This is a genomic window from Heyndrickxia shackletonii (assembly GCF_001420715.1).
GTDB classification, from domain to species: domain Bacteria; phylum Bacillota; class Bacilli; order Bacillales; family Bacillaceae_C; genus Margalitia; species Margalitia shackletonii.
The window spans coordinates 2,588,344-2,610,493 of the sequence record NZ_LJJC01000004.1 but is presented as its reverse complement, the minus strand read 5'-3'; the positions used below and the strand labels follow the sequence as shown (position 1 = coordinate 2,610,493).

Genomic DNA, 22,150 nt, shown 5'->3' with positions numbered 1-22,150 from the left:
CTTTGAATTTTATTCACTTTTTTTGAGATTACCACAGGTTTATACTAACAACAAGAAATACATTCTAGATGTTTGTGTTTCATTTAGAAGGGAGCGACAATACTATGGATTATGAAATTTTTGATTTGGGTGACGTTACCTTGCAATCAGGAGTGACGTTACCGAGTGCTTTTCTTGCTTATAAGACTTATGGGAAATTGAATGAAAAGAAAGATAACGTGATTGTCTATCCAACTGCTTTTGGCGACCAACATGTTCAGAATGAATGGTTGATTGGAAACGGTCTGGCATTAGATCCGCGAGAATATTTCATTATCGTTCCAAATCTGCTGGGAAACGGATTATCTTCGTCTCCTAGTAACACACCGCCCCCATTCGACCGGGCTAATTTTCCTCAGGTAACCATCTTTGACAACGTTAAATTACAACATCGGCTGGTGACAGAAAAATTCGGCATTCAAAAGATTGCTCTTGTAGTTGGCTGGTCAATGGGAGGCATTCAATCATTCCAATGGGGGGCAAGTTACCCCGACATGGTGGAACGAATTGCACCTTTTTGCGGAGGTGCAAAGACTTGGCCGCAAACGTATGTGGTCCTGGACGGAATGAAAGCTGCGCTCATGGCTGCAGTTGGCTTTAATTCAAGTAAACTAAACCAATTGACTTCCGCAGACATGCGCGCTGTTGGCCGTGTCTATGCGGGATGGGGCTTATCACAGGCATATTACAGAGAGGAACTTTATCGTGATATGGGATATGCTTCATTGGAAGATTTTGTGGCCGGTGTCTGGGAAGATAGCTTTATGAAGATGGATCCGCACGATGTTTTGGCCATGTTATGGACAGGGCAATTTGCAGATATTAGTGCAAACCCCGTCTATAATGGTGATTTCGATGAGGCACTTAAAAGCATTAAAGCACTTGCTTGTGTCATGCCTGGGAACACGGATCTATTCTGTACGGCGGAAGAAAACAAATACGAGGCTAAGCTTATACCTAATGCTGTTTTTAATCCTATCAAATCGATCTGGGGCCATTTTGCAGGTCGTGGAATCAACAGTGTCGATAATAAATTCATTGATGACAACCTAAAACGCTTGTTGGCGCTTAGTACAAACGGATAAATTATCAATAGTAATTGTTGCAGCGGAAAATGTCACAGTGATGAATAAAAAAATATAAAGCTACAATTCATCTTTACAAGTATTGTGCCCGAAACAAGATAAAAAGGCAAAAACGGTAACAATAGTCGATTAAGTCCATATAATTGTGTAAAAAGAATAGGTCATCATCATGACCCGTGTTACAATGTTTTCGACCAAGAAACCATTTACGGAGGACATGATGATGACCCAAATAAATATTACTATAAATTTAGAAGATCTCAAAGAAAAAATTGAAAAAAGCTCACTTGAATCACCCGTAAAAGCCTCTTTGACATTAATTTTAAATTCTTTGATGGAGAAAGAAAGAGACGAATATATCAATGCTCTTTCCCATGAAAGAACAGAAGAACGTAGAGGGTATCGAAATGGTTATTATGAGCGTGAATTAATGACTGGTGCGGGCTCACTTACGTTAAAAGTTCCTCGAACTAGAGACGGTGAATTTTCTACGACTATCTTTGAAAAGTTTAAACGCTGCGATCAAGCATTAATTCTATCCATGATTGAAATGGTAGTAAATGGTGTTTCCACACGTAAAGTGACTAAAATTGTAGAAGAATTATGTGGGAAAAGTGTGTCTAAATCACTTGTTTCTAACCTAATTAAAACATTGGACCCTGCAATTAATGAATGGAGAAACCGACCACTAAACGTAAGTTATTACCCATATATTTACGTTGATGCCATGTACATTAAGGTTCGCGAAAACAAACAAGTCGTTTCAAAGAGTGTCCACATTGCTGTTGGAGTGACCGAAGGTGGCCATAGAGAAATCATTGGCCTAAAAATTAACCATACGGAGTCCACAGAAAGCTGGTCTTTCTTCTTTGAGTATTTAAAATCCAGAGGACTTCAATCTCCTAAAATGGTTATTTCAGATGCTCATAGTGGCTTAGTTTCATCTATTAAAGAGACATTTTTAGGTACTTCATGGCAACGCTGTACGGTCCATTTCATAAGAAACCTCCTGGATTCGCTACCTAAAAAAGGAACAGCTGAAGCTAGGCAAGAGCTAAAATGTTTATTTAAAAACTCAGATATGGATGTTGTGAGAGATTTGAAAAATCGTTTTGTAGAAAAATATCAAGATACCAAAGGCTTTTCCAAAACCATAGACATCTTAGACAGTGGTTTTGAAGATGCAATCCAGTTTCTTGCACACCCGGTTGAGTATCATATAAGTTTACGTACAACCAACATGCTAGAACGATTAAACCAAGAGGTCCGTAGAAGAGAAAGAGTCATTCGTATTTTTACCAATGATCAGTCTGCCATAAGGATTATTGGCTCAGTATTGATGGATATTAATGAAGAATGGACGTCAAAGGATTACCCATATTTAAAAAAATCAAAAGATAATTAACTCTATCATACAGAGTGTAAAAGCCTAATTTCGAATTGACTTTGAGCCTCCAGTAGGCATGATAAAAAGCCAGGAAGCCAGGAGTTTACAACACCTGGTTTACCCTCCAGGCTATCATGCCCACCCCTCAAAGTAAATTCGAAATAATATAGTTCATTACACAAGTTGAATTAACTCGAAAATATTGTTAACACTTTTACACAATTAAATGGACTTGACTCAATAGTCCAAGTATTGTGCCCGAAATCAAGGTAAGCAGCCAAAAACGGTAACAATAGTCCAAGTATTGTGACCGAAATCAAGGAAAGCAGCCAAAAACGGTAACAATAGTCCAAGTATTGTGCCCGAAACAAGGTAAAAAGGCAAAAACGGTAACAATAGTCCAAGTATTGTGCCCGAAATCAAGGTAAGCAGGCAAAAACGGTAACAATAGTCCAAGTATTGTGCCCGAAACCAAGGTGAGAAGGCAAAAACGGTAACAATAATAATCCAAGTATTGTGCCCGAAACCAAGGTAAAAAAAGGCAAAAACGGTAACAATAGCAAAGCCAAAAATGATTCCCGATGAGTTAGTGGAGGAATATATTGGACAAAGATAAGGTGCCGTTTACCTGCTTGCGGTCAAGTCTATCCTGGCAATCTATCTTGATGTTTGTTTTGCATTCTTCTAAAGACGAATGAATGGAAGTTAAAATGGCTTCTCATAAATTTATATTTTTCAACACTTTTCTAAAATATAGAGTAAAATGAAAGATAATTATGTAGATATGTACTTAAATTATAGGGTAAAAGAGGCAAAGATTCAGCCGCCAATTTGGTGGCTTTTTCTTCTTTAGCTAAAAGGACAGGATAATGGAACAAGGATTTAAAATATAAATGTATAATAAGGCTATGAAAAATAATTGATAGGAACACATTATTTTAGGGAGGAAAAACTATGATTGGAATATTAGCAGGAATGGGACCGAAATCTACTGGACCATTTGTAGATAAAGTCGTAGACCAGTGCCAAAAGATTTATGGAGCAGTAAACGACATTGATTTTCCACACATGATGATCTATTCATGCCCAACACCTTTCTACATGGATAAACCAATCAATCATAATGAAATGGAATTGGCAATTATTAATGGTGCTCAGAAACTTCAAAATACAGGTGTTGATTTTATTGCGATACCATGTAATACGGCACATATCTACTTTAATCAAATAATAAATTCTGTTTCCGTTCCCGTATTAAACATGATTGATGAAACAATAAAGAACATACCAAAAAACTCAAAAAAAGTGGCCCTTCTAGCTACCAATCCAACGGTACAGTCTGGAATATTTCAAGATGCCCTAGTAAGAGAAGGTTATGATTTTTTACATCAAGATAGTTGGCAAACCTATGTGAATCAAATAATAGTAAAGATTAAACAAGGTCAAATCAATGAGTCCTTTCAATTATGGGATGAATTATACTCAGAATTAGCTGAAACGATTGATACCGCAATCATTGCATGTACAGATTTAAATGTTGTAACAGATAAAAAATCCAGCGATGTTTCCTTTGTTGATTCATCAACTTGTCTCTCTCAAGCCGTTGTACATAAATATTTATCATTAAGGGACAAAGGTTAGACTTTCTATAAGATGAAAGTTTATTATTTGGTACTTTTCCACTAATTTGAATATCACATGGGGTGAAATCGAGATGAAAATTGAACATGTAGCTATTTGGGTCAATGATTTAGAAGTGATGAGAGAGTTTTATGAAACGTATTTTAATGGTAAATCAAACAATAAGTATCATAATGCAGAAAAGAAATTTGAATCATATTTTCTTGCATTTGATTCTGGAACACGATTAGAGATTATGCGTAAATCGGGAATCGATAAGAAAAAACTGGATGATATGATAGGCTGGGCTCATATTGCAATTTCTTTAGGAAGCAGAGAGTCCGTTAATCAAATGACCGCAAGATTAAAGAATGATGGTTATCGCCTTATTAGCGGTCCTCGAGTTACTGGAGATGGATATTATGAGAGTGTTATTGAGGATCCAGAAGGAAATCTTATTGAGTTGACTGTATAAATCAATGGGAAAAATCAGTTTCAATGACAAAACACATACACTGCCATGAAATTAATTTCAGTGAGATCAAATAAAAAACCTGAGTCCTGTATTGATATGGACTCAGGTTTTTTAATAATACGAATTATTCAAGATTTCTATCTAATAATGCCCCCGTTTGTTCTGCCATGACACGAGCAGGCAAAGGCATTCCATTCTTAAACCACCATTCTACCGATCCTACGATTGCGGAAGCAAAAAATTGAAGAATAACATCTACACTTAATCCTTGATTTTTTCCGTCGGTCGTATCCACTTCAGGTTTATACTCTTCTACAACTAAATCAAGAAACCGACTGCGAAAATAAGGGGCACCTTTACTTGCTAACATCGTTGAAAAAAATAAAGAATGACGCTCAAAGTATTCGAACCAGACATAATTACCTTCTTGAAACGTCATATCAGATGCCGATTTGCACAGTTCTCGGAGATTTTCCATATGTTCTTCTATCATCTTATCCAGGAGGTCATATTTATCTGTGTAATGGAGATAGATGGTTCCGCGATTAACATCTGCTCTATCAGCAATATCTTGAATGGTAATGTCGTCAAAACCTTTTTCAGACATCAGTTCAGTTACAGCATTTTTTATAGCTAGCTGGCTTTTTGCTATTCTCCTATCCACTTTAGACATTTCATTCACCAATCTTTTTAAAAGATACTCAACAATTTTAATCGATTTGTTGATTAATCAACAATTTGCTTTCATTTAACCATTGAATGCATTCCATTTCTCTTTTTATAATTATTAACAGATGTTGATTAATCAATCAATATTTATTTTTATCATGGGATTTAATCTATTAACTTTAGAAAAATAAAAGTATTTATGTTCAAGGAGGAGGTTTACCGATGGATCGACTTGAAAAGAGCAAGGAAAAATACAAACAGCTATTTGGGGATGGAGTACCTGCTGCAAATGCTACCGACCCTGATTTTCAGGACATATTAAGCCATTTCATTTTTGGAGAAGTTTTTTATCAAGGTAATTTGGATGATAAACAGCGTGAGTTGATTACCCTTGTGGTTCTTACTACAAGTGAGACTTTACCTCAACTTAAGGCACATGTAGGTGCAGCACTGAAATTAGGGCTTACACCTGTAGAAATCAAAGAAGCTATCTACCAATGTGCTCCATACATTGGATTTCCTAAAACATTAAATGCCATCCATGAAGTAAATGAGGTTTTCAAATCCAAGAATATAGCATTACCAATTGAAAGCCAAAAACAGGTTGATGAAAAAAATCGTTTTGAGAAAGGACTTGCAGTGCAGGTAGAGATTTTTGGTGATGTTATAGCAAAAAATAGGGGGAGCGCACCATCAAATCAGAAGCATATACAAGATTTTCTTTCGGCTTTCTGCTTTGGAGACTTCTACACTCGTAGCGGGCTAGATTTGAAAACTCGGGAATTGTTAACACTCTGCATCGTAAGTAGCCTTGGTGGGGCTGAAGGCCAAGTGAAGGCACATGTACAGGGAAACTTGAATGTCGGAAATGACAAGGAAACGTTGATTACCGCTATCACCCATTGCCTTCCATACATGGGCTTTCCGAGAACATTAAATGCATTAGCATGTGTTAATGAAATGATTCCTGAAAATTAAAGTTTATTGGAGGAGTTTAAATGGCAAAACATGAAGAATTACAAAATGGCGTTATTTTCCCAGCGGGTGAAAAAAATCCTTTTTCACAATTTTTTGTGGGACAAAGTTATCTTAAGGGATTAGTGGCTGATCCTAAAGTCAACGTTGGTGTTGGGAATGTGACTTTTGAACCAGGATGCCGAAATAACTGGCATATCCATCATGATGGATTTCAAATTTTATTGGTAACCGGCGGCGAAGGTTGGTACCAAGAAGAAGGAAAACCTGCTCAATTTTTAAAAGCTGGCGATGTCGTAGTCACTCACGATGGAGTGAAGCACTGGCATGGAGCTGCAAAAGATAGCTGGTTTGTACACATTGCAATCACTGCAGGTAAGCCGGAGTGGTTAGAACCTGTCGATGATGAAACGTACAATAAATTATAATAATGATTCGATACGGTTATCCATATGTCCAAAACTTATTTAAAAGACGTAAAAGTCTATAAGTTACTAACTATGCAAAGGAGACAAAAACATGTTTAACGAAACTTACAAACTATCAAATGGCGTAGAAATTCCAAAATTAGGTCTTGGTACCTGGCTACTTGATGATGCACAGGCAGCACAGGCAGTGCGTGATGCGGTTTCTATCGGTTATCGCCATATTGATACTGCTCAGGCTTATATGAATGAAGCTGGGGTAGGCGATGGAATCCGTTCCTGCAGTGTTGCAAGAGAAGAACTTTTCATTACGACAAAGGTTGCTGCAGAAGCAAAGACCTATGATGCAGTTACACGGTCCATTGATGAGTCTTTAGCAAAATTGGGGCTGGATTACATTGATCTTCTGATTATCCACAGCCCTCAGCCTTGGAAGGAGTTCCGTGAGGAGAACCGTTACTTCGAGGAAAATAAAGAAGTTTGGAAAGCAATGGAGGATGCTTATAAAACAGGCAAGGTAAAGGCGATCGGTCTTTCTAACTTCCTTCAGGATGATATAGAGAATATTCTTGAAAGCTGTGAGATTAAGCCAATGGTAAATCAAATATTGGCACATGTGAGCAATACGCCTTTAGAACTAATTGAATTCTGCCAAAAGAATGACATCCTGGTAGAGGCATATTCACCAATTGCACATGGTGCCGTTCTTGATAATGCAGAGGTTAAGGTAATAGCTGATAAGTATGGAGTATCAGTTGCTCAGCTTTGCTTACGTTATGATATCCAGCTTGGTCTTGTGGTAATTCCAAAGACGGCAAATCCGGATCATATGAGAAACAATGCAGAACTTGATTTTGTTATTAGCGATGCAGATATGGAGACTTTGAAGAATGTAGAGCATATCCAGAATTATGGTGAGCATAGCTTCTTCCCGGTTTTTGGAGGGAAATTAAAATAAACGAGTAATGAAGTGGAGGACAGTGGAAATCAAGAGATAAATCTAAACTAGAATCAATTTATAATAAGAAAGTGGTTTTCCTTATCTAACGGGGGAGTCTTCAGCAAATTGCTTGGTAACATTGGATTTGTAAAGAAATCCCTTTTAACTCACTAGAGGAATGCTAAAGGGTGCAAGAGTTAAAGATTCAGCTGCAAATATGGTGGCTTTTTCTTCTTTAGCAAAAAGGGCAGCATGATTTGAGATTTGAATTAAAAAAGACCTCTTGATAAGATAAACCTAGTTTAATCTAGACAAGGGTAAGATAGTAGAAGAAGGAATAATTAGAACTTTATCGAATATGATCATACAGCGAGTTTAAAATGGAGGCTGTGATGATGGATGTTTGATGAAATAAATGAGAGTTCCATTATAGGAACAGTCATAGCGGTTAGTTTAAGTAAGGAGCATACGTTTAGTAAAGAAAATCAGAAGATGATAAAATTAGTGAAGGGCTTTGGAGTCGAAGGCGATGCACACTTTGGTTCAACGGTTAAACATCGATCGAGAGTGGCACAAAATCCGAACCAACCTAATCTTAGACAAGTTCATTTAATTCAAAATGAGTTATTCGAAGAGATAGCAGATCGTTTTACTGTTAAACCTGGACAAATGGGTGAAAATATAACAACTGTCGGAATAAACCTTCTTGAATTACCTACTGACACGAAATTAATTATTGGTGAGTCTGCCATTATTAAAGTAACAGGCTTACGCAATCCTTGTGCTCAAATTGATAATTTTAAACAGGGGCTTTTAAAGGCTGTTTTGGATAAGGATTCAGATGGAAATCTAATAAGAAAAGCAGGAATAATGGGAGTTATATTGAAGAGTGGAGAAGTGAAACCAGGTGATACCATCCGCGTTGAACTCCCTCCTAAACCATTTAAAAAGCTTGAACGTGTATAACCAGCATGGTCCGTATTTGTACCTTAGTAAAATTAATTTTGATTGTGAAACAATGTACTTTAAAGTTATCGGGGCATTCCTTTAATTAATAAGGGATGCTTTTTCTTGTTTGTAACAAGGGGAGGAATGCATATTCATCGAGTAGGAACTTATAACTGTTGTACAATCAACTGACAATATCCCTTATCCGATTTGGGCAAAGAATTCAATAAAATACCCATTGCCTCCATATAAAAAGAACTGAAGAAATAATGAATCTAAACTTATGAAGTTGAAAAAATGAACTTAGAGAAAGGGTCTTTAAAGGTTCATTCCCACATTTCCGAAGAATTTACGAGAATAAAATAGACTTAATCACTTTTTATTTTTGACAGATATGGTGGGGGGGTTGTCATTGAAATTGGGGTTTGTTCTTCAGAAGGAGTTACCCATCACTGGTGAGAAAAAGTCCTCCTAATAAAGTCACTGCACACGATTTACATCCTGATAAAAGGCTAAGGTTAAAGGTGAATGATGGTGAATGTTTTAGGTACGACATAAACAACTTATTTGGTGATATTCACGAAAAGATTGCTAATAAAGTGTTGACTAATTTGACGGTGCAGAATATAGGTGAAAATCTTTAATGTCACTGTTGAACCATTATGTGGAAAAACCTTTCCTGATTAAAATTATCTAAAGAAATCCGCTTGGATATATATATAACCTAGAAGTTATTTTCCACGGGAAATTAGAAAAAATCTATTTATAAAATAGATAGCCTAAAATATATCTCAAATGTCTGTTCTTTATTGACCAAACCACAATAGCAAGAATAGTTGATAAAAAGGTAATTGATAATAATGAGAAAACAACTATGTAAGTTATTCTATTGTCACGTTTCAATTTATCTTCCTCCATTTCAAAATATGATTATTTTTATTGTTACGATATCCTTTTTTGTATTAAATAGACCTTATATTGAGGTCTAATTCAATCATCTGAATACAATTTGTACTTGGCAAAAAAGGGGCAAAGCCCTGTTAAAACAAATAAAATAATGATTGCAATTGCAAAATTAATTATTGAATGTTCTTTTGAAAAGTAAAGGATATAGATCAAAATAGGACTAATAGTAATTAATCTCAGTAGTAATCTTGAGGGAATATTGATGATATTTACGCATTTGCATTTCTTACATTGAATTGATTTGTCTAGTAGACAAGAAAAATATATTTCTTTCCATACAAATGGATTAGAACAATGTTTACATTTTTCCATGGCTATACACCCCTATTGAGAGATACTTTAAATAAAATACGCTTTATATAGTAAATAGTTTCAAAAATTGGAAGGAAAAAATAAATAAAAATGGTTATTGAACATTGCGAAGATAAAGCGCAATAGAACCATATCCGCAGCAAATTTAGTCCTGAAAGGGGTACGGTCAGGAAAATACGGATATACAACGTTATTATTCAATAAGTTCGATTAAGAAGATCATGTTTTAAAGCGTATAGCCATAACAATTTAAAAAAACTTTTAAATATTCCTCTACAGATATATTCCCTAAAAGGTATATTTAATTCATGAAAACAATTTTGAGTGCTCTTGCTGAGCCCAACCGGCTACAAATTGTTGAACTTTTGCGTGAAGGTCCTCTCACAGTAGGGAAATTGCCGGTCGACTTGGACTCAACCAACCACAAACTTCTAAACATCTTCGTGTACTTAGTAATGCAGGACTCGTCGAAGTGGATGCAATCGCCAATCGACGGATCTACAAGCTTAGAGCCGATTCGTTCAAAGAGCTTAATTCCTGGTTGAAGTCCTTCCATCGTGTCTGGGAGGAGAAATTCGATCGCTTAGATGGGTATCTGCAGGAACTACAAAGAAAGGAAGTGAACGATGAAAATAAGCAGTAGTCTTACCAAAGATTATAAAAACAATGAGATCATGGCAATCCTATTGAAGCCTGTAGAAGATAGGAAACTTTTTAGGATGGTCTAAACCAAAGAAGGAAATAAGGTATCAATGAAGAATATAACAATTGGATACTGTTTTTTTTACGGGGCTGTTGACAGCATTCATGCTTTTTGATTCTATTCCTGCTATAATGTTCGCCCCTGAAGCAGTTGCGTTATTTAAACATTAGGGTAACTAGCAAACTTTCTTCCTTTTATTGGCGTTGCCAAACTGTTAGGTGTAATTGGGATATTGGTACACGGACTTCCTCGAATTAAGGAATGGGCTTATGCTGGATTTGTTATTGATTTGACGGGTGCGATGTATTCTACCATAGCAGTGGGCGACCCTTGGGTATTTTTCATTATTGGGTACATTTTGATTGCCGGTTCCTATGTTTTCTACCATAGAAGACGAAGAGCCGTTTCATTAAGTGAAGTAAAATAACTTAACAAAAAATTTATTGGGAGGAATTACAATGTCCAAAAATACTATCATTTCGAGAGTAGAGGACGATCAGGTACTCGTGCTAGAGCGTATTTTCGACGCACCGCGCGACCTCGTATTCAAGATGTTTAAAGATCCCGAGCATCTCAAACACTGGTGGGGTCCGAAAGGCTGGGAGCTTCCTGTCTGCAACGTCGATTTTAGGCCAGGCGGCGTTTGGCACTACTGCATGAAGTGCGTCGATCAAAACCAAGGTGAATTCTACGGTATGGAATCTTGGGGTAAAGGAGTCTATAAGGAAATCATCGAGCCGGAGAAGATCGTCTACGTCGATTTCTTTTCAGATGCAGAAGGCAATACGAATGACGCCATGCCGTCGACTAATATCACATTAGAATTCATCGATCTGGGTGGCAAGACGAAGCTGATCAACCGTGGTGAATATGCGTCGGCGGAGAGCCTCAAGACCGTCATGGACATGGGCATGCTGCAAGGTATCACCGAAACTTGGGACCGCCTGGAAGCGGTACTTGAGCAGTTTAAATAAGGAATCATCACGAACGGTCGCCAGGCAGGCCCGTTCAGAAAAAAACATATACTTATAGTAAGGATTTGAAGTATCGAGTGTGGAATTAATTATGATAAGGAGTGGAAAAATCAATGATTAGTAAAGTCGGTCAAATTATGTTGTATGTAAATAATCAGGATGAGGCAGTAGATTTTTGGACAGAAAAAGTAGGATTTAGTGTCGTTTCTGAAGAAAATAACGATGAAATGAGATGGATTGAAATTGCTCCAACAAAGGGTGCAGAAACAAGTATTATTCTGCACAATAAAGAATTCGTTGCTAAAATGTCACCTGAATTAAATCTTGGTACACCTTCTTTAATGTTTTTTTCTGAAAACCTCGATGAATTACGCAGCAACTTATCAAATAACAATGTCAAAGTCGGAGAAATTGTAAATATGCCTTCCGGGAGAGTATTTAACTTTGCAGATAATGAAGAAAATTACTTTGCTGTAATGGAAAAAAAGTAAAAATACTATAAAAATGAAATAACAATTTTTTAACGGAAAACTGAACCAATATCCATTAGGTGGCAGACATGAATAGTCGGCCGCCTTTTCTGCTATCGGAGGCTGATTTTAAACAAAATGTACCTTCAAATGAACAAACCTTTTTATATAACTGAAACTTAAATCTGCTATATAAAAATACATTTTGATCCAGGATTATTTACTGTAACATACGGGTTTGTGAGGTATTTTTAAACTAACTTTTTTTAAAAGCAACAACTTATAATCTTCCACAATCGGGACATTAAGTGAGAAACGAAAAAATCCTAATTTTTCAATTTTAATGTTGGGAAAACGGGCTTTTTAATATTGAAATATCCTTAACGCTGTATATTCGCATTTACAACGTTAAGCATTTTAATATGAGTCTTATTTTATGAAGTAACTAAAGCCTAATTTCTCGGTGGTGTAAGTGAGAAATTAGGCTTTTTATATTTGGGTTTCCTTAACGCTGTAAATCCGCATTTTTTGATGCTAGCCCAATTTGATTAATATTTAAAAAAATGCAGGGGACAATATATTTAGTTATTAAAAAATACTCTCAAAGAATATGGAGGCGCAAAGGATGACAAAACTGAAAGCGAGCCCAAGTATGTTAAGATTTGACAAAAATTCCCCGGCAACGCAACAAACTACTATTAGTTATTCTTATTCTTTTGAAGTAACCATTTGGGAACGTCTACAAGGACAACCGTGGGGTATGAGGGAAACTTCGACAACTAATCAACGTAAATCCCCAAATCTCAAGGCTGGGGACATTTACGAAGTTCTTGCAATTCCAGGAAGTGGACAAGTAGATCCTAATAAACCATCCGATTTTAAGCCGGAGGAATTAGGAGATTTAGTGCGTGTTTTTTGCGTACAGATAGATTCACAAGTAGCATTTCCATTTGATCCTGAATTTGGTTTTTCTCAGGAAATAGGAGGGACATGGTATAGGCAGACAGTAAACTCAGGCTATAACCTTACCATGGCAATTGCTGTTAGTCGTACTGCACCACTCCCAAGTTTTGATCCTAAAAAAGAACCGGAAATAGAGAAGGCTTTTCCGAATAATGCTATAGAAGCATATGCAATAGCTCCCAATAGCCTTTTCCATGATACCGAATTGAGTCCACTTTTCGCCGGAAATACCTACCATTGCCTAATCCGTTTTACTGATACTAGAGGTAGTTGGCAAGTTTTTCAGTTTACATTTGAAACTAAAAAAAGAACAATTGAAATAAACATAGAAGATGTGTATATCGACAATTGTGGTGATGATAGTGGTACAGGAGAATTGATGGATTTTAGAGTTAACATTCTGAAAGGAAACACTCCCTTTACTGGTCTGCTTCCTTTTCTAGACGAAAATCACACAATAGACATACATACTGGCCAATATTTTTCTAACTTTCATATTACTGCTCAAAATCCGTTTATTCTCGGACCTGAAACTATTGACGAGTCAAACAAGGATGTAAATATTATTGTATATGGTAGAGAACAGGATGGTATTGGTGAAAGAGATGAACCAGCAGGCAATACACTCGGAAACCATACGAGGTTATTTATACCAACAGGGATGCATAGTGAAGAAGTAACTAATGCTGGTCAAGATTTTAAGGCATTACCAACCAAGGACTATTCAACCCTTGAATTTACTGTAAGAGTAAAATACTCTGTGACATATGACTGAGTTAGTACTACAGTATTAAAATCAATGTTAGATTTTACAATGGAAATGATTTAATTAAAGGGCGCTTTAACGATGTAAAGCCCAACTTAGAGAAGTTGGGCTTTTTAATAATGGGAATTCCTTAACGTTGTAAATATGTGCATTTTCCTGACGGTACCCCTAAAAAGTTAGAAATCTTGACTAAGTTAAATATAAAAAAGAAGCCTTTTAAGACTCTTTTGTTTTAGTTCTTATGTACTTTACTATGTCGTAAATTGCTCTAAAGGAAATTAAGAGTATGCACAAAACAATAGCCCAAACTTCCGCATTTGAAAAAGTACGAATTAGTATAGTAATAAAAATAACATAGAATACTAGACTGACAATTAAATTTGCAAATTCTGATTTGAACATTAATACCATCGCCTTTTGTTCATTTACTAGAGTTATACGTTCCAAAAATAAATAAGTTTCATACGAGGTAAATTTAGCAGAAATGCGAAGAAATTAATGTCGCTTTAGGAAGATAATATGTAAAAAGAAAACTATACATTGTTGAACGAAAGATGCAGTTTACTTAAAGAAAGCCTATCTAATTAGGAGAAAATGAAACTTTTTGAAGGAAATTTCGTAAATGAAGGATAATGAAATTCTTCCTCATAGAAGGAAAGATTCAGCACTATTATATATAAATAAAAGAGGAGTTACATAATGCAAAAACATATAGAATTCAAGATATCCGTATCACCTTTTGAAGGGGCTAAAATTATTCTAAGTGCTCCAAATTCGAAGGAAGATTTAGTGTATTGGGAACATCATTTAGTTGGCGACGATGGAAAACAAATATGTACTTTTATATTTGAAAGATATTATCATCGTACAAGTGGTAGGGCGACACTAACCATAATCTTAGAAAATTTTGATGGAGAAAATAAAGTGAGATGTATCACTTCAGGAAGCGCTGAAAGTATTATCAATGTTGATTTTGGAGCAAGCAAAAACTTTGTCAATTGGATAAAGGATGTACTAAAGGAATATATTTTGATTGAATCTGAACAATAATCAAAAAATTTATTTTAGTTCAATAACGGATTGGATTTTTTTGGTATAAGAAATACTCAGGAGGGGAGTGTCAAAAAAACGCTAAAAAAGTCATCTTTTTTGGGGCTAGTTGCTGCAATAATTACCATTGTTTTATGGTTATTATTAAACTTCTTTAATCCTTATTCGAATGAAACAAATAATGGGACGACATTACTAACTTTATTTATGTTAGTTTTACCTGCTATTACAGCAATAATCTCTTATTTTACATCGAGAAAATTATTAATGCTGATTGCCTTCATTTGGTCTTTGCCTTTAAGTCTATATATGCTTATGACTCCAGGTATTTTTCTTTTGTTTGGAATCACAAGTTTTTGTTATTTATTTAGTTATATCTTTATGAGGAAAAAACAGAGGTTACTTGAATAAGGAATAATTAATAGAGTTAAAAGGCTTTTTAAACTTTATTCAAGTAACGGGGCTGCATTCCTGTAATAAATAAAATGAACCAGATTAAGTTTGTGAAAATTACACTATAAATTATAAGGATTAACGTTCTTTTTGCTAAGTTATGAATATAGCAATCATAGAAGTGCAAAAAGAAGTTTATAAACAGTCTTGCACAGTGCAGGTGTATCAGAAATGGAGGACCATTCGAACAATGCAAATTAAGCAAATCGACCATTCAAAGCTTTCCGATTACGCAAAAGTTCCAATTGCATTCGAAGTGACTAGCAAACTTCAAATTTGTCCTACGAACAACGGGTTGGGGGGACTTCAGTTAATTGAAAGACCATGTACACCATATATAAAGGACTATGATCTCTTAGCAGATTGTCATCCACTCAGTTGGAAAAAGCAGTTTGACTTAGATGAATGGGGACTGTTTGTAGCAATAGAAAACGACATGTTCATCGGTGGAGCTGCGGTGGCACCTGAAATGGCAGGGTTTATGAGAGGTGCGGCAAACTTATGGGACTTACGTGTTCATCCTGATACCAGGAATAATGGAGTTGGAGGGAAACTGCTTGAAGCAGTCATACATTGGTCCAAAGAACGACATTATGGAACACTGATGGTTGAAACCCAAAATGTAAACACTCCTGCGTGTAAATTTTATTCCAAAAAGGGATTTGTTTTAGGAACTATCGACGTACATGGTTACGATGATCCCTTAGTACAGGATGAAACTAAATTAATGTGGTACATGGACATTCATTAGTTGTTGTTCTTAAACTAACTTGTGCTTGGAGTTGAAGATGAACTAAAGAATGTCTGCTCTTTTTCATTATTTAACAATAGGGCAGCGTTAATCTAAGAAGGGAATAACGCTTTTTTGTGTTGAAGTTATTAAACTACCATGAAAGAACGAAGTCATAGATGAAACATACTTTTGAGACTAGCGGAAGTATCTAACGCAAAATTCTCAGACTCCCGCTATTCATTTAAAATCGTCTTTTTGATTTCGAAATACCCCAACATTGCATTAATTGGTGGATCCCTTTTTCTATTTGCTCCAATGGAATACCGCCAAAGCCAAATAGAAAAGTAGGATTTTTAGATTCAATTGGACTTAAGAGATAATCGCTTACCGGATAGATGGCAATATTGTTTTTTTCCGCAATCTCTTTTAACTCGCTTTCACTTTTGGACAGGGGAACGGAAATTAATATGTGCATTCCTGCTATGTCACCAGTGAATGAGACAAGCGGGTAATACGTATTAAATATTTCAGTTACTTTTTCATGTTTTTTACGATAAATTTTCCGCATACGGTTTAAATGTTTGGAAAAATAGCCATCTCTCATAAAGTCAGCTAAAATATGTTGATCAAATCTCGGTACAGTTGCTGAGTAAAAACTGAATGTCTGTTTGTATTTTTGCACCAATGTTGCAGGTAATACAAAATAAGCAACACGTAATGAAGGCATTAACGATTTGGTAAACGTACTCAAATAAATAACTTTATTGTTTTGATCCATCCCTTGTAATGCTGGAATGGGTTTTCCTTTATAACGAAACTCACTGTCGTAATCATCTTCAATAATATAGCGATTTTCTTTTGCTGCCCAATTCAATAGCTGTGTTCTTCTTGTTGCTGATAAAACTGCACCAGTAGGGAATTGGTGAGAAGGTGTAATGTAAACCACATTGGCGTTTGTTTTTTCAAGTTCATCCACCATTAAACCATCTTCATCCACTGGAATGGGGAAGGCGATATTTTCCAATTGTATTCTCGGGATTGCAGAATAGCCTGGATTTTCAAGGGCAAATTTTGAATCATCTCCCAGTAATTTTAGAATCATCGGAAGGAGTTGTTCCGTTCCAGATCCGATGACAATCTGTTCCGGCTTGCAAATAATCCCCCTCGATTGATAAAGATAGTTTGAAATTTCCGCTCTTAATGCATATTCTCCTTGCGGGTCGCCATTTTGCAAAAGCTCTTTTGAACGAAGATCATATAGATTTTTGGCATATTTTCGCCATATGGAAAACGGGAATGAATCGGCATCTATTTTTCCTGGATGAAAGTCAAATTGATAGTTTTTTTTCTCAGCATTCTCAATAGGCATGGTTAAAGGCTTTTTTTCAATGTACGGTAATTCATCGATCTCTTCGACAAAATAACCAATTCGGGGCTTTGATCTAACATAGCCTTCCTCCATAAGCTGTGCATAGGCAATTTCAATGGTAGTTTGACTGATATTCAAAAACTCTGCAAATTTTTTTTTGGAAGGCAATTTGGTTCCAACTTCAATTTGTCCATGGATAATGGCTTCTTTAATCCCGATATAAAGCTGTTCATACAATGGTTTTGCGGTACTTTTATCCAACTTAAAAATAAGCATGTCCACCTACAATTCCTCCAACTGACCATATTGATATTTAAAAAACTGAACCTTTTCATAAAGTCAATTTCTATTATACTAGTAATCATCAAACGAATGGAGGTTTTTTTATGAAGGAAGTTGGAACGGAAAGAGTAAAACGTGGCATGGCAGAAATGCAAAAAGGCGGTGTCATTATGGATGTCGTGAATGCGGAACAAGCAAGAATTGCGGAAGCTGCAGGTGCCGTTGCGGTTATGGCTTTAGAACGGGTGCCATCCGATATTCGAGCAGCTGGAGGAGTAGCACGTATGGCAGATCCTCGTATTGTCGAGGAAGTGATGAACGCCGTAACCATTCCGGTAATGGCAAAAGCACGTATTGGCCACATAGTCGAAGCGCGAGTATTAGAATCAATGGGTGTTGATTACATAGATGAAAGTGAAGTATTAACACCCGCTGATGAAGAATTCCATTTATTAAAAAGCGACTTCACTGTACCTTTTGTTTGCGGATGCCGTGATTTAGGGGAAGCTGCCCGTCGTATTGGGGAAGGAGCTTCCATGTTAAGGACGAAAGGGGAACCGGGAACAGGAAATATTGTCGAAGCGGTTCGCCATATTCGAAAAGTGAATGCACAGGTCAGACGCGTTGTCGGAATGAGCACAGATGAACTAATGACAGAAGCAAAAAATTTAGGAGCACCATATGAATTATTACTAGAAATCAAAAATTTAGGGCGCTTGCCTGTTGTCAATTTTGCAGCCGGCGGGGTAGCAACACCTGCTGATGCCGCTTTAATGATGGAACTTGGAGCAGATGGTGTTTTTGTAGGATCCGGTATTTTCAAATCTGACAATCCGGAAAAATTCGCACGTGCCATTGTAGAAGCAACCACACACTATCAAGACTATAAACTGATTGCCGAAATCTCAAAAAAATTAGGGGTACCGATGAAGGGTATTGATATTGCAACGCTGGATGCAGCTGAGCGTATGCAGGAACGTGGTTGGTAATATGCTGAAAATTGGGGTGCTTGCATTACAAGGTGCAGTCAGAGAGCACATTAGACAGATTGAAGAACTTGGTTGTGAGGCCATTCCGGTTAAATCGGTTGAAGATCTAAATGAATTAAATGGTCTAATATTACCTGGCGGAGAAAGTACAACAATGCGTAAACTGCTGGACCGTTACAATTTGCTGGAGCCTATTCGTGCCTTAGCCGCCAAAGGAATTCCGATGTTTGGAACATGTGCGGGTCTGATTTTATTAGCAAAAGAAATCGTCGGCTATAAAATGCCGCATCTTGGATTAATGGATGTCGTTGTGGAACGGAATTCATTTGGTCGCCAAGTAGATAGTTTTGAAGTGGAACTATCCATTCGAGAAATAGGGGAAGACATTCCGGCAGTTTTTATCCGGGCACCGCATATCGTGTCTGCAGGTGAAAAGGTTGAAATTCTGGCAAAACATGAAGAGCGTATCGTTCTAGCTCGCGATGGCCGTTTTTTAGGTTGTTCCTTTCATCCAGAGTTAACAGAAGATACTCGGATTATGAAGTATTTTATTGAAATGGTACGAGAATATAATTGATATATTAGGAAATTTAGCTTGTTGAAAAATAAAGTAGAAGAAAAAATACAGCTTACGAATGTAATGATTTGGATATACATTCATTTATCTGATGGTTATGGTTAATATTTTCGAACCACAAAACAATACCCATATAGCAAAAGACCTGGTGTGAAAAAAACACCCAGGTCTCTTTTTGTACAAAATCTTAGCAAAGACTTTAAAATGCTTTCTTGAAGTCTTTAAAATAATCAGCAAGTGATCTTGTTCTATTTCTGTTTCTTGCCTGTTCTAGCGGCTTGCGTATTTGGTACAGACTGAGGAGAATGGTGGTTGACACTTCCTCCATTCGGCGGCCCATATGTATGAGCATCGTCAGTGACTTTTGGCCCTTCTATAAAGTCATCTTTTGTTTTCATATCTTTCACCTCCATTTTTTATTATGAGATTTCTCTTTCATATTATTAATTGGATTTGTATTCTGCATGATAGGAATTCGATCCTGCATGAACAGATAATAGGGTATCAGCGTAACCAATCAGCCGATTGACTGTTTCGTCTGCAATTGCATATACAAGTGAGTAAAGTTCCTGGTTAAAGAGCCTTTCGTCGTCGAAGATAATAGTTGTATTAATAAATATCTCCTTATTTCCATATAAATTATAATGGATAATCGCTTTCCCTGCGGCCCCACCAGTTTCAGGATCAGCATAATTCTTCATAAAAATGTACCATTCTTCCGCAGTAGCGGAGCGGAAATTCTTTGTAAATTTTAATGCGTTTATTTCATCCTCAATATCTTTTTTTACCTGTAAATCTACAATCGTTTTTTCCTCATTCATTTTGCAATCACCTTTGCACGAGAAAATATTCAAAAACCAACCAAAGTGGACTTTAAAACTGTAGTTATATTTTGGTCTCCCATATGCTTTCTTAATCGCAGTTTCAGTTTAAAGTAAGAATTTAAGAAAATATGCGAGTTAGTGTAATAAAGCGATAGCAGTCTGGAGGTGAAATTATATGAAACTAAAAATAATCATTTCTTTTTCTTCAGTGGTATTGCTGATTTTTATTTTCATTCTTACTTATTATAAAGTGAATTATAAAAGTTTCGATGAAGCTTTAAGCGAATCAAATGTCTCAATTGATGAAATTTTCCACACTACTGACTATAAAGGTAATACTATTATATTTTATGGAAAGGACGATATTTTATCAGTAGCATTAATGGAAAAGACCCCTCTTGGGTTTCGATGGGGGAATGGAGCGGGAAGTAAACTATTCAACGAAGAAGGAATATTAACTAGAGCGTTTAGTAACTTGCAGCCCAGACATATAAAGTCGGATAAAGAACTTGTCTCCTTTACAATCGGTGTAATTAACGACCCTTCTATAAAAGAAATAAAGATAAAGTATAAGGACCAAGATATTAAGGATGCAACAATTATAGATACTAGTAAGGGGCGAATATGGTATTGCTTTTCAGAATCTCCTGTTAATTATGACCCTGAGGTAAAAGTTATTTATAAGGATGGAACCATAAAGACAGGTTGGTATTGAACTAACAGATGCATGTGCGGTTTGAGCATAGGTCGTATCATACAACAAAAAATATTGTTGTTATAAAAAAGAATAGATGAATACAGGAACTTTACTCCTGTTCATCTATTCTTTCTTCAAACACATGTATCTTATCTCGAATGTACGAGACTTTTTTATTTTGCGAACACATGATTTCCTATAGTTGTCACAACATCTCTGCTGCGGATCCAAGTATCAGTCGCAATTTTTGGGTTATAAAAATAAACGGAATCATGTAAACGGTCTTTACTCTTTAATGCTGCTTCTACCGCTTTCTTAGAATCTTTAGATGCCGGCTTCTCAATCTCCCCATTTTGTACAGGAGAAAAGGCATAACAATCGCCAACTTTTTGTTCTATTACACCTGTTATACTATCTGGAAAATCAGGAGATTTCAGACGATTTAACACTACTGTTGCAACGGCTACCTTACCTTTGAACGGTTCGCCTTTAGCCTCAGCTTGAACAAGGCGTTCAAGTAGATCTTTCTCTTTGCCTGAAATCTTAATAGAGTATTCTTCTTTCTTTTTTTCTTTTTCCTTTTCTTTTTTTGCTTTATCTTGCGTTTTATCAGGAGGAATGGATAATTTTGGAATACCGACTCCTTCTTGTTGTATCTTCGTTTCTTGCTCTATATTTTTAAAATAGATTTTCCAATCTTGATTTTCATTATTTGAAAGGTTATCTATTTTTACTGAATGTTCACCTGTAAAAGCCTCTGCTGTTTTATTTTGTATACCAATTAAAGTAGTTGTAGCAACACATGCTACAACTACCATCTTCATGTATATGTTTTTCACGGATGCTACCTCCTGTTGTGATCTTCTCTCACATTATCACAGGCTTGTAACACTTTTACAGAACGGCAAGTTTACATTTCTTTATAATTTAATGACAACAATACAGAATTGGTACAAACGTGACTTTTTTACTACGTATTTGTTATATTGCATCCATAATTTACAAAGTGAAGGAAAACATTGGTGTCGTTTTGGAGTAAAAACAAAAAAATGAAAAATGTAATTTGGCTAATTGGAACGATAAAGAGGGGGAAAGTAAAATGAAAAACTCTCCATGATACTAACGCGTTCATTCACAAACCTAATCACATAGCAAATGAATTAAATTTCACAACACAATTCACAGTATATTGCATAGTCAAAAAGGCATAGAGATGTAAAATAAAGCATCCTAAATAGTTCATTAGACACTAAGTGAGTTTGATAAATAATCGGAGAAATTTCTCTTAATGAGAAAATAGCACTGAAAATAGTTTAGATAGACGGAAAGATTCCGACTATTGACTAAAAAAACGTGAAAATACGGTCATTTTGACTTGCATAATCGGAAAACCTCCGCTTATATACCTCGAACCGAGCTCTTTTCTGCAGTCTAACCGGAAAATCTACGCTTATTTTAA

Annotated in this window: 22 protein-coding genes and 1 pseudogene; 18 read left to right on the top strand and 5 right to left on the bottom strand. The window is 36.1% G+C overall.

Annotated features, from left to right (window positions below; all coding sequences use genetic code 11):
* Nucleotides 1-104: 104 nt before the first annotated feature.
* The 4 genes from AN964_RS12400 (at nt 105) to AN964_RS12385 (ending at nt 4,606) form a co-directional block, all read left to right on the top strand.
* Nucleotides 105-1,124, top strand: coding sequence for an alpha/beta fold hydrolase (locus AN964_RS12400; protein WP_055739976.1), 1,020 nt, complete (start codon nt 105-107; stop codon nt 1,122-1,124).
* Between the two features lie 223 nt (nt 1,125-1,347).
* Nucleotides 1,348-2,529, top strand: coding sequence for an IS256 family transposase (locus AN964_RS12395; RefSeq protein WP_055738254.1), 1,182 nt, complete (start codon nt 1,348-1,350; stop codon nt 2,527-2,529).
* Between the two features lie 936 nt (nt 2,530-3,465).
* Nucleotides 3,466-4,152 carry an aspartate/glutamate racemase family protein gene (locus tag AN964_RS12390; RefSeq protein WP_055739975.1) on the top strand — a complete coding sequence of 229 codons (687 nt, stop codon included), beginning with the start codon at nt 3,466-3,468 and terminating at the stop codon, nt 4,150-4,152.
* A 73-nt stretch (nt 4,153-4,225) separates the two neighbouring features.
* Nucleotides 4,226-4,606: a VOC family protein gene (locus tag AN964_RS12385; RefSeq protein ID WP_055739974.1), complete on the top strand. Its 381-nt coding sequence runs from the start codon at nt 4,226-4,228 to the stop codon at nt 4,604-4,606.
* 124 nt (nt 4,607-4,730) lie between these two features.
* On the opposite strand, the gene AN964_RS12380 is transcribed toward AN964_RS12385, so the two are convergent.
* A complete protein-coding gene (locus AN964_RS12380) occupies nt 4,731-5,279 on the bottom strand; it encodes a TetR/AcrR family transcriptional regulator (protein ID WP_055739973.1) in 549 nt (182 codons plus the stop codon).
* Nucleotides 5,280-5,497: 218 nt separating this feature from the next.
* Between AN964_RS12380 and AN964_RS12375 the strand changes: the two genes are divergently transcribed.
* From AN964_RS12375 to AN964_RS12315, 11 genes and pseudogenes are all read left to right on the top strand, one after another.
* Nucleotides 5,498-6,253 carry a carboxymuconolactone decarboxylase family protein gene (locus AN964_RS12375; protein ID WP_055739972.1) on the top strand — a complete coding sequence of 252 codons (756 nt, stop codon included), beginning with the start codon at nt 5,498-5,500 and terminating at the stop codon, nt 6,251-6,253.
* Nucleotides 6,254-6,273: 20 nt separating this feature from the next.
* Entirely contained in the window at nt 6,274-6,678 is a 405-nt protein-coding gene (locus AN964_RS12370; RefSeq protein WP_055739971.1) for a cupin domain-containing protein, read from the top strand.
* A 91-nt stretch (nt 6,679-6,769) separates the two neighbouring features.
* Nucleotides 6,770-7,633 (top strand): aldo/keto reductase, encoded by an 864-nt coding sequence (locus AN964_RS12365; protein WP_055739970.1) that lies wholly within the window; start codon nt 6,770-6,772, stop codon nt 7,631-7,633.
* A 381-nt stretch (nt 7,634-8,014) separates the two neighbouring features.
* Nucleotides 8,015-8,581 carry an MOSC domain-containing protein gene (locus AN964_RS12360; RefSeq protein WP_055739969.1) on the top strand — a complete coding sequence of 189 codons (567 nt, stop codon included), beginning with the start codon at nt 8,015-8,017 and terminating at the stop codon, nt 8,579-8,581.
* A 1,568-nt stretch (nt 8,582-10,149) separates the two neighbouring features.
* A pseudogene (locus AN964_RS12350) lies at nt 10,150-10,484 on the top strand (ArsR/SmtB family transcription factor).
* A 292-nt stretch (nt 10,485-10,776) separates the two neighbouring features.
* A complete protein-coding gene (locus AN964_RS25560; protein ID WP_055739967.1) occupies nt 10,777-10,971 on the top strand; it encodes a DoxX family protein in 195 nt (64 codons plus the stop codon).
* 31 nt (nt 10,972-11,002) lie between these two features.
* Nucleotides 11,003-11,518 (top strand): SRPBCC domain-containing protein, encoded by a 516-nt coding sequence (locus tag AN964_RS12340; RefSeq protein ID WP_055739966.1) that lies wholly within the window; start codon nt 11,003-11,005, stop codon nt 11,516-11,518.
* 113 nt (nt 11,519-11,631) lie between these two features.
* A complete protein-coding gene (locus AN964_RS12335; RefSeq protein WP_055739965.1) occupies nt 11,632-12,009 on the top strand; it encodes a VOC family protein in 378 nt (125 codons plus the stop codon).
* Nucleotides 12,010-12,613: 604 nt separating this feature from the next.
* Nucleotides 12,614-13,726 (top strand): hypothetical protein, encoded by a 1,113-nt coding sequence (locus tag AN964_RS12330; RefSeq protein WP_055739964.1) that lies wholly within the window; start codon nt 12,614-12,616, stop codon nt 13,724-13,726.
* A gap of 690 nt (nt 13,727-14,416) precedes the next feature.
* Nucleotides 14,417-14,767 carry a DUF6054 family protein gene (locus tag AN964_RS12325; protein WP_055739963.1) on the top strand — a complete coding sequence of 117 codons (351 nt, stop codon included), beginning with the start codon at nt 14,417-14,419 and terminating at the stop codon, nt 14,765-14,767.
* A gap of 643 nt (nt 14,768-15,410) precedes the next feature.
* Nucleotides 15,411-15,971, top strand: coding sequence for a GNAT family N-acetyltransferase (locus tag AN964_RS12315; protein ID WP_055739961.1), 561 nt, complete (start codon nt 15,411-15,413; stop codon nt 15,969-15,971).
* 223 nt (nt 15,972-16,194) lie between these two features.
* On the opposite strand, the gene pdxR is transcribed toward AN964_RS12315, so the two are convergent.
* Nucleotides 16,195-17,604: a MocR-like pyridoxine biosynthesis transcription factor PdxR gene (pdxR, locus tag AN964_RS12310; RefSeq protein ID WP_200915585.1), complete on the bottom strand. Its 1,410-nt coding sequence runs from the start codon at nt 17,602-17,604 to the stop codon at nt 16,195-16,197.
* Between the two features lie 104 nt (nt 17,605-17,708).
* On the opposite strand from pdxR, the gene pdxS reads away from it, so the two are divergent.
* Both pdxS and pdxT read left to right on the top strand, forming a co-directional pair.
* Nucleotides 17,709-18,593, top strand: a complete 885-nt coding sequence (pdxS, locus tag AN964_RS12305) for a pyridoxal 5'-phosphate synthase lyase subunit PdxS (protein WP_055739960.1) — start codon at nt 17,709-17,711, stop codon at nt 18,591-18,593.
* Nucleotide 18,594: 1 nt separating this feature from the next.
* Nucleotides 18,595-19,170: a pyridoxal 5'-phosphate synthase glutaminase subunit PdxT gene (gene pdxT / locus AN964_RS12300; protein ID WP_055739959.1), complete on the top strand. Its 576-nt coding sequence runs from the start codon at nt 18,595-18,597 to the stop codon at nt 19,168-19,170.
* A 248-nt stretch (nt 19,171-19,418) separates the two neighbouring features.
* On the opposite strand, the gene AN964_RS26700 is transcribed toward pdxT, so the two are convergent.
* Nucleotides 19,419-19,568: a hypothetical protein gene (locus tag AN964_RS26700; protein ID WP_163258633.1), complete on the bottom strand. Its 150-nt coding sequence runs from the start codon at nt 19,566-19,568 to the stop codon at nt 19,419-19,421.
* Between the two features lie 45 nt (nt 19,569-19,613).
* Nucleotides 19,614-19,991 (bottom strand): hypothetical protein, encoded by a 378-nt coding sequence (locus tag AN964_RS12295; RefSeq protein WP_055739958.1) that lies wholly within the window; start codon nt 19,989-19,991, stop codon nt 19,614-19,616.
* Between the two features lie 178 nt (nt 19,992-20,169).
* Between AN964_RS12295 and AN964_RS12290 the strand changes: the two genes are divergently transcribed.
* A complete protein-coding gene (locus tag AN964_RS12290; protein WP_055739957.1) occupies nt 20,170-20,709 on the top strand; it encodes a hypothetical protein in 540 nt (179 codons plus the stop codon).
* A gap of 155 nt (nt 20,710-20,864) precedes the next feature.
* Here the strand turns inward: AN964_RS12290 and AN964_RS12285 are convergent, their stop codons facing one another.
* Nucleotides 20,865-21,530 carry a cell wall hydrolase gene (locus tag AN964_RS12285; protein ID WP_055739956.1) on the bottom strand — a complete coding sequence of 222 codons (666 nt, stop codon included), beginning with the start codon at nt 21,528-21,530 and terminating at the stop codon, nt 20,865-20,867.
* Nucleotides 21,531-22,150 lie beyond the last annotated feature (620 nt).

What these genes read in the sequence shown, in the direction of transcription:
- AN964_RS12370 (WP_055739971.1), top strand. Translation starts at nt 6,274, where the DNA reads ATGGCAAAACATGAAGAATTACAAAATGGCGTTATTTTCCCAGCGGGT.
- AN964_RS12290 (WP_055739957.1), top strand. Translation starts at nt 20,170, where the DNA reads ATGAAACTAAAAATAATCATTTCTTTTTCTTCAGTGGTATTGCTGATT.
- AN964_RS12390 (WP_055739975.1), top strand. Translation starts at nt 3,466, where the DNA reads ATGATTGGAATATTAGCAGGAATGGGACCGAAATCTACTGGACCATTT.
- pdxT (WP_055739959.1), top strand. Translation starts at nt 18,595, where the DNA reads ATGCTGAAAATTGGGGTGCTTGCATTACAAGGTGCAGTCAGAGAGCAC.
- AN964_RS12365 (WP_055739970.1), top strand. Translation starts at nt 6,770, where the DNA reads ATGTTTAACGAAACTTACAAACTATCAAATGGCGTAGAAATTCCAAAA.
- AN964_RS12325 (WP_055739963.1), top strand. Translation starts at nt 14,417, where the DNA reads ATGCAAAAACATATAGAATTCAAGATATCCGTATCACCTTTTGAAGGG.
- AN964_RS12385 (WP_055739974.1), top strand. Translation starts at nt 4,226, where the DNA reads ATGAAAATTGAACATGTAGCTATTTGGGTCAATGATTTAGAAGTGATG.
- AN964_RS12395 (WP_055738254.1), top strand. Translation starts at nt 1,348, where the DNA reads ATGACCCAAATAAATATTACTATAAATTTAGAAGATCTCAAAGAAAAA.
- pdxS (WP_055739960.1), top strand. Translation starts at nt 17,709, where the DNA reads ATGAAGGAAGTTGGAACGGAAAGAGTAAAACGTGGCATGGCAGAAATG.
- AN964_RS12295 (WP_055739958.1), bottom strand. Translation starts at nt 19,991, where the DNA reads ATGAATGAGGAAAAAACGATTGTAGATTTACAGGTAAAAAAAGATATT.
- AN964_RS12330 (WP_055739964.1), top strand. Translation starts at nt 12,614, where the DNA reads ATGACAAAACTGAAAGCGAGCCCAAGTATGTTAAGATTTGACAAAAAT.
- AN964_RS12375 (WP_055739972.1), top strand. Translation starts at nt 5,498, where the DNA reads ATGGATCGACTTGAAAAGAGCAAGGAAAAATACAAACAGCTATTTGGG.
- AN964_RS12335 (WP_055739965.1), top strand. Translation starts at nt 11,632, where the DNA reads ATGATTAGTAAAGTCGGTCAAATTATGTTGTATGTAAATAATCAGGAT.
- AN964_RS26700 (WP_163258633.1), bottom strand. Translation starts at nt 19,568, where the DNA reads ATGAAAACAAAAGATGACTTTATAGAAGGGCCAAAAGTCACTGACGAT.
- AN964_RS12360 (WP_055739969.1), top strand. Translation starts at nt 8,015, where the DNA reads ATGTTTGATGAAATAAATGAGAGTTCCATTATAGGAACAGTCATAGCG.
- AN964_RS12315 (WP_055739961.1), top strand. Translation starts at nt 15,411, where the DNA reads ATGCAAATTAAGCAAATCGACCATTCAAAGCTTTCCGATTACGCAAAA.
- AN964_RS12340 (WP_055739966.1), top strand. Translation starts at nt 11,003, where the DNA reads ATGTCCAAAAATACTATCATTTCGAGAGTAGAGGACGATCAGGTACTC.
- AN964_RS12380 (WP_055739973.1), bottom strand. Translation starts at nt 5,279, where the DNA reads ATGTCTAAAGTGGATAGGAGAATAGCAAAAAGCCAGCTAGCTATAAAA.
- AN964_RS12400 (WP_055739976.1), top strand. Translation starts at nt 105, where the DNA reads ATGGATTATGAAATTTTTGATTTGGGTGACGTTACCTTGCAATCAGGA.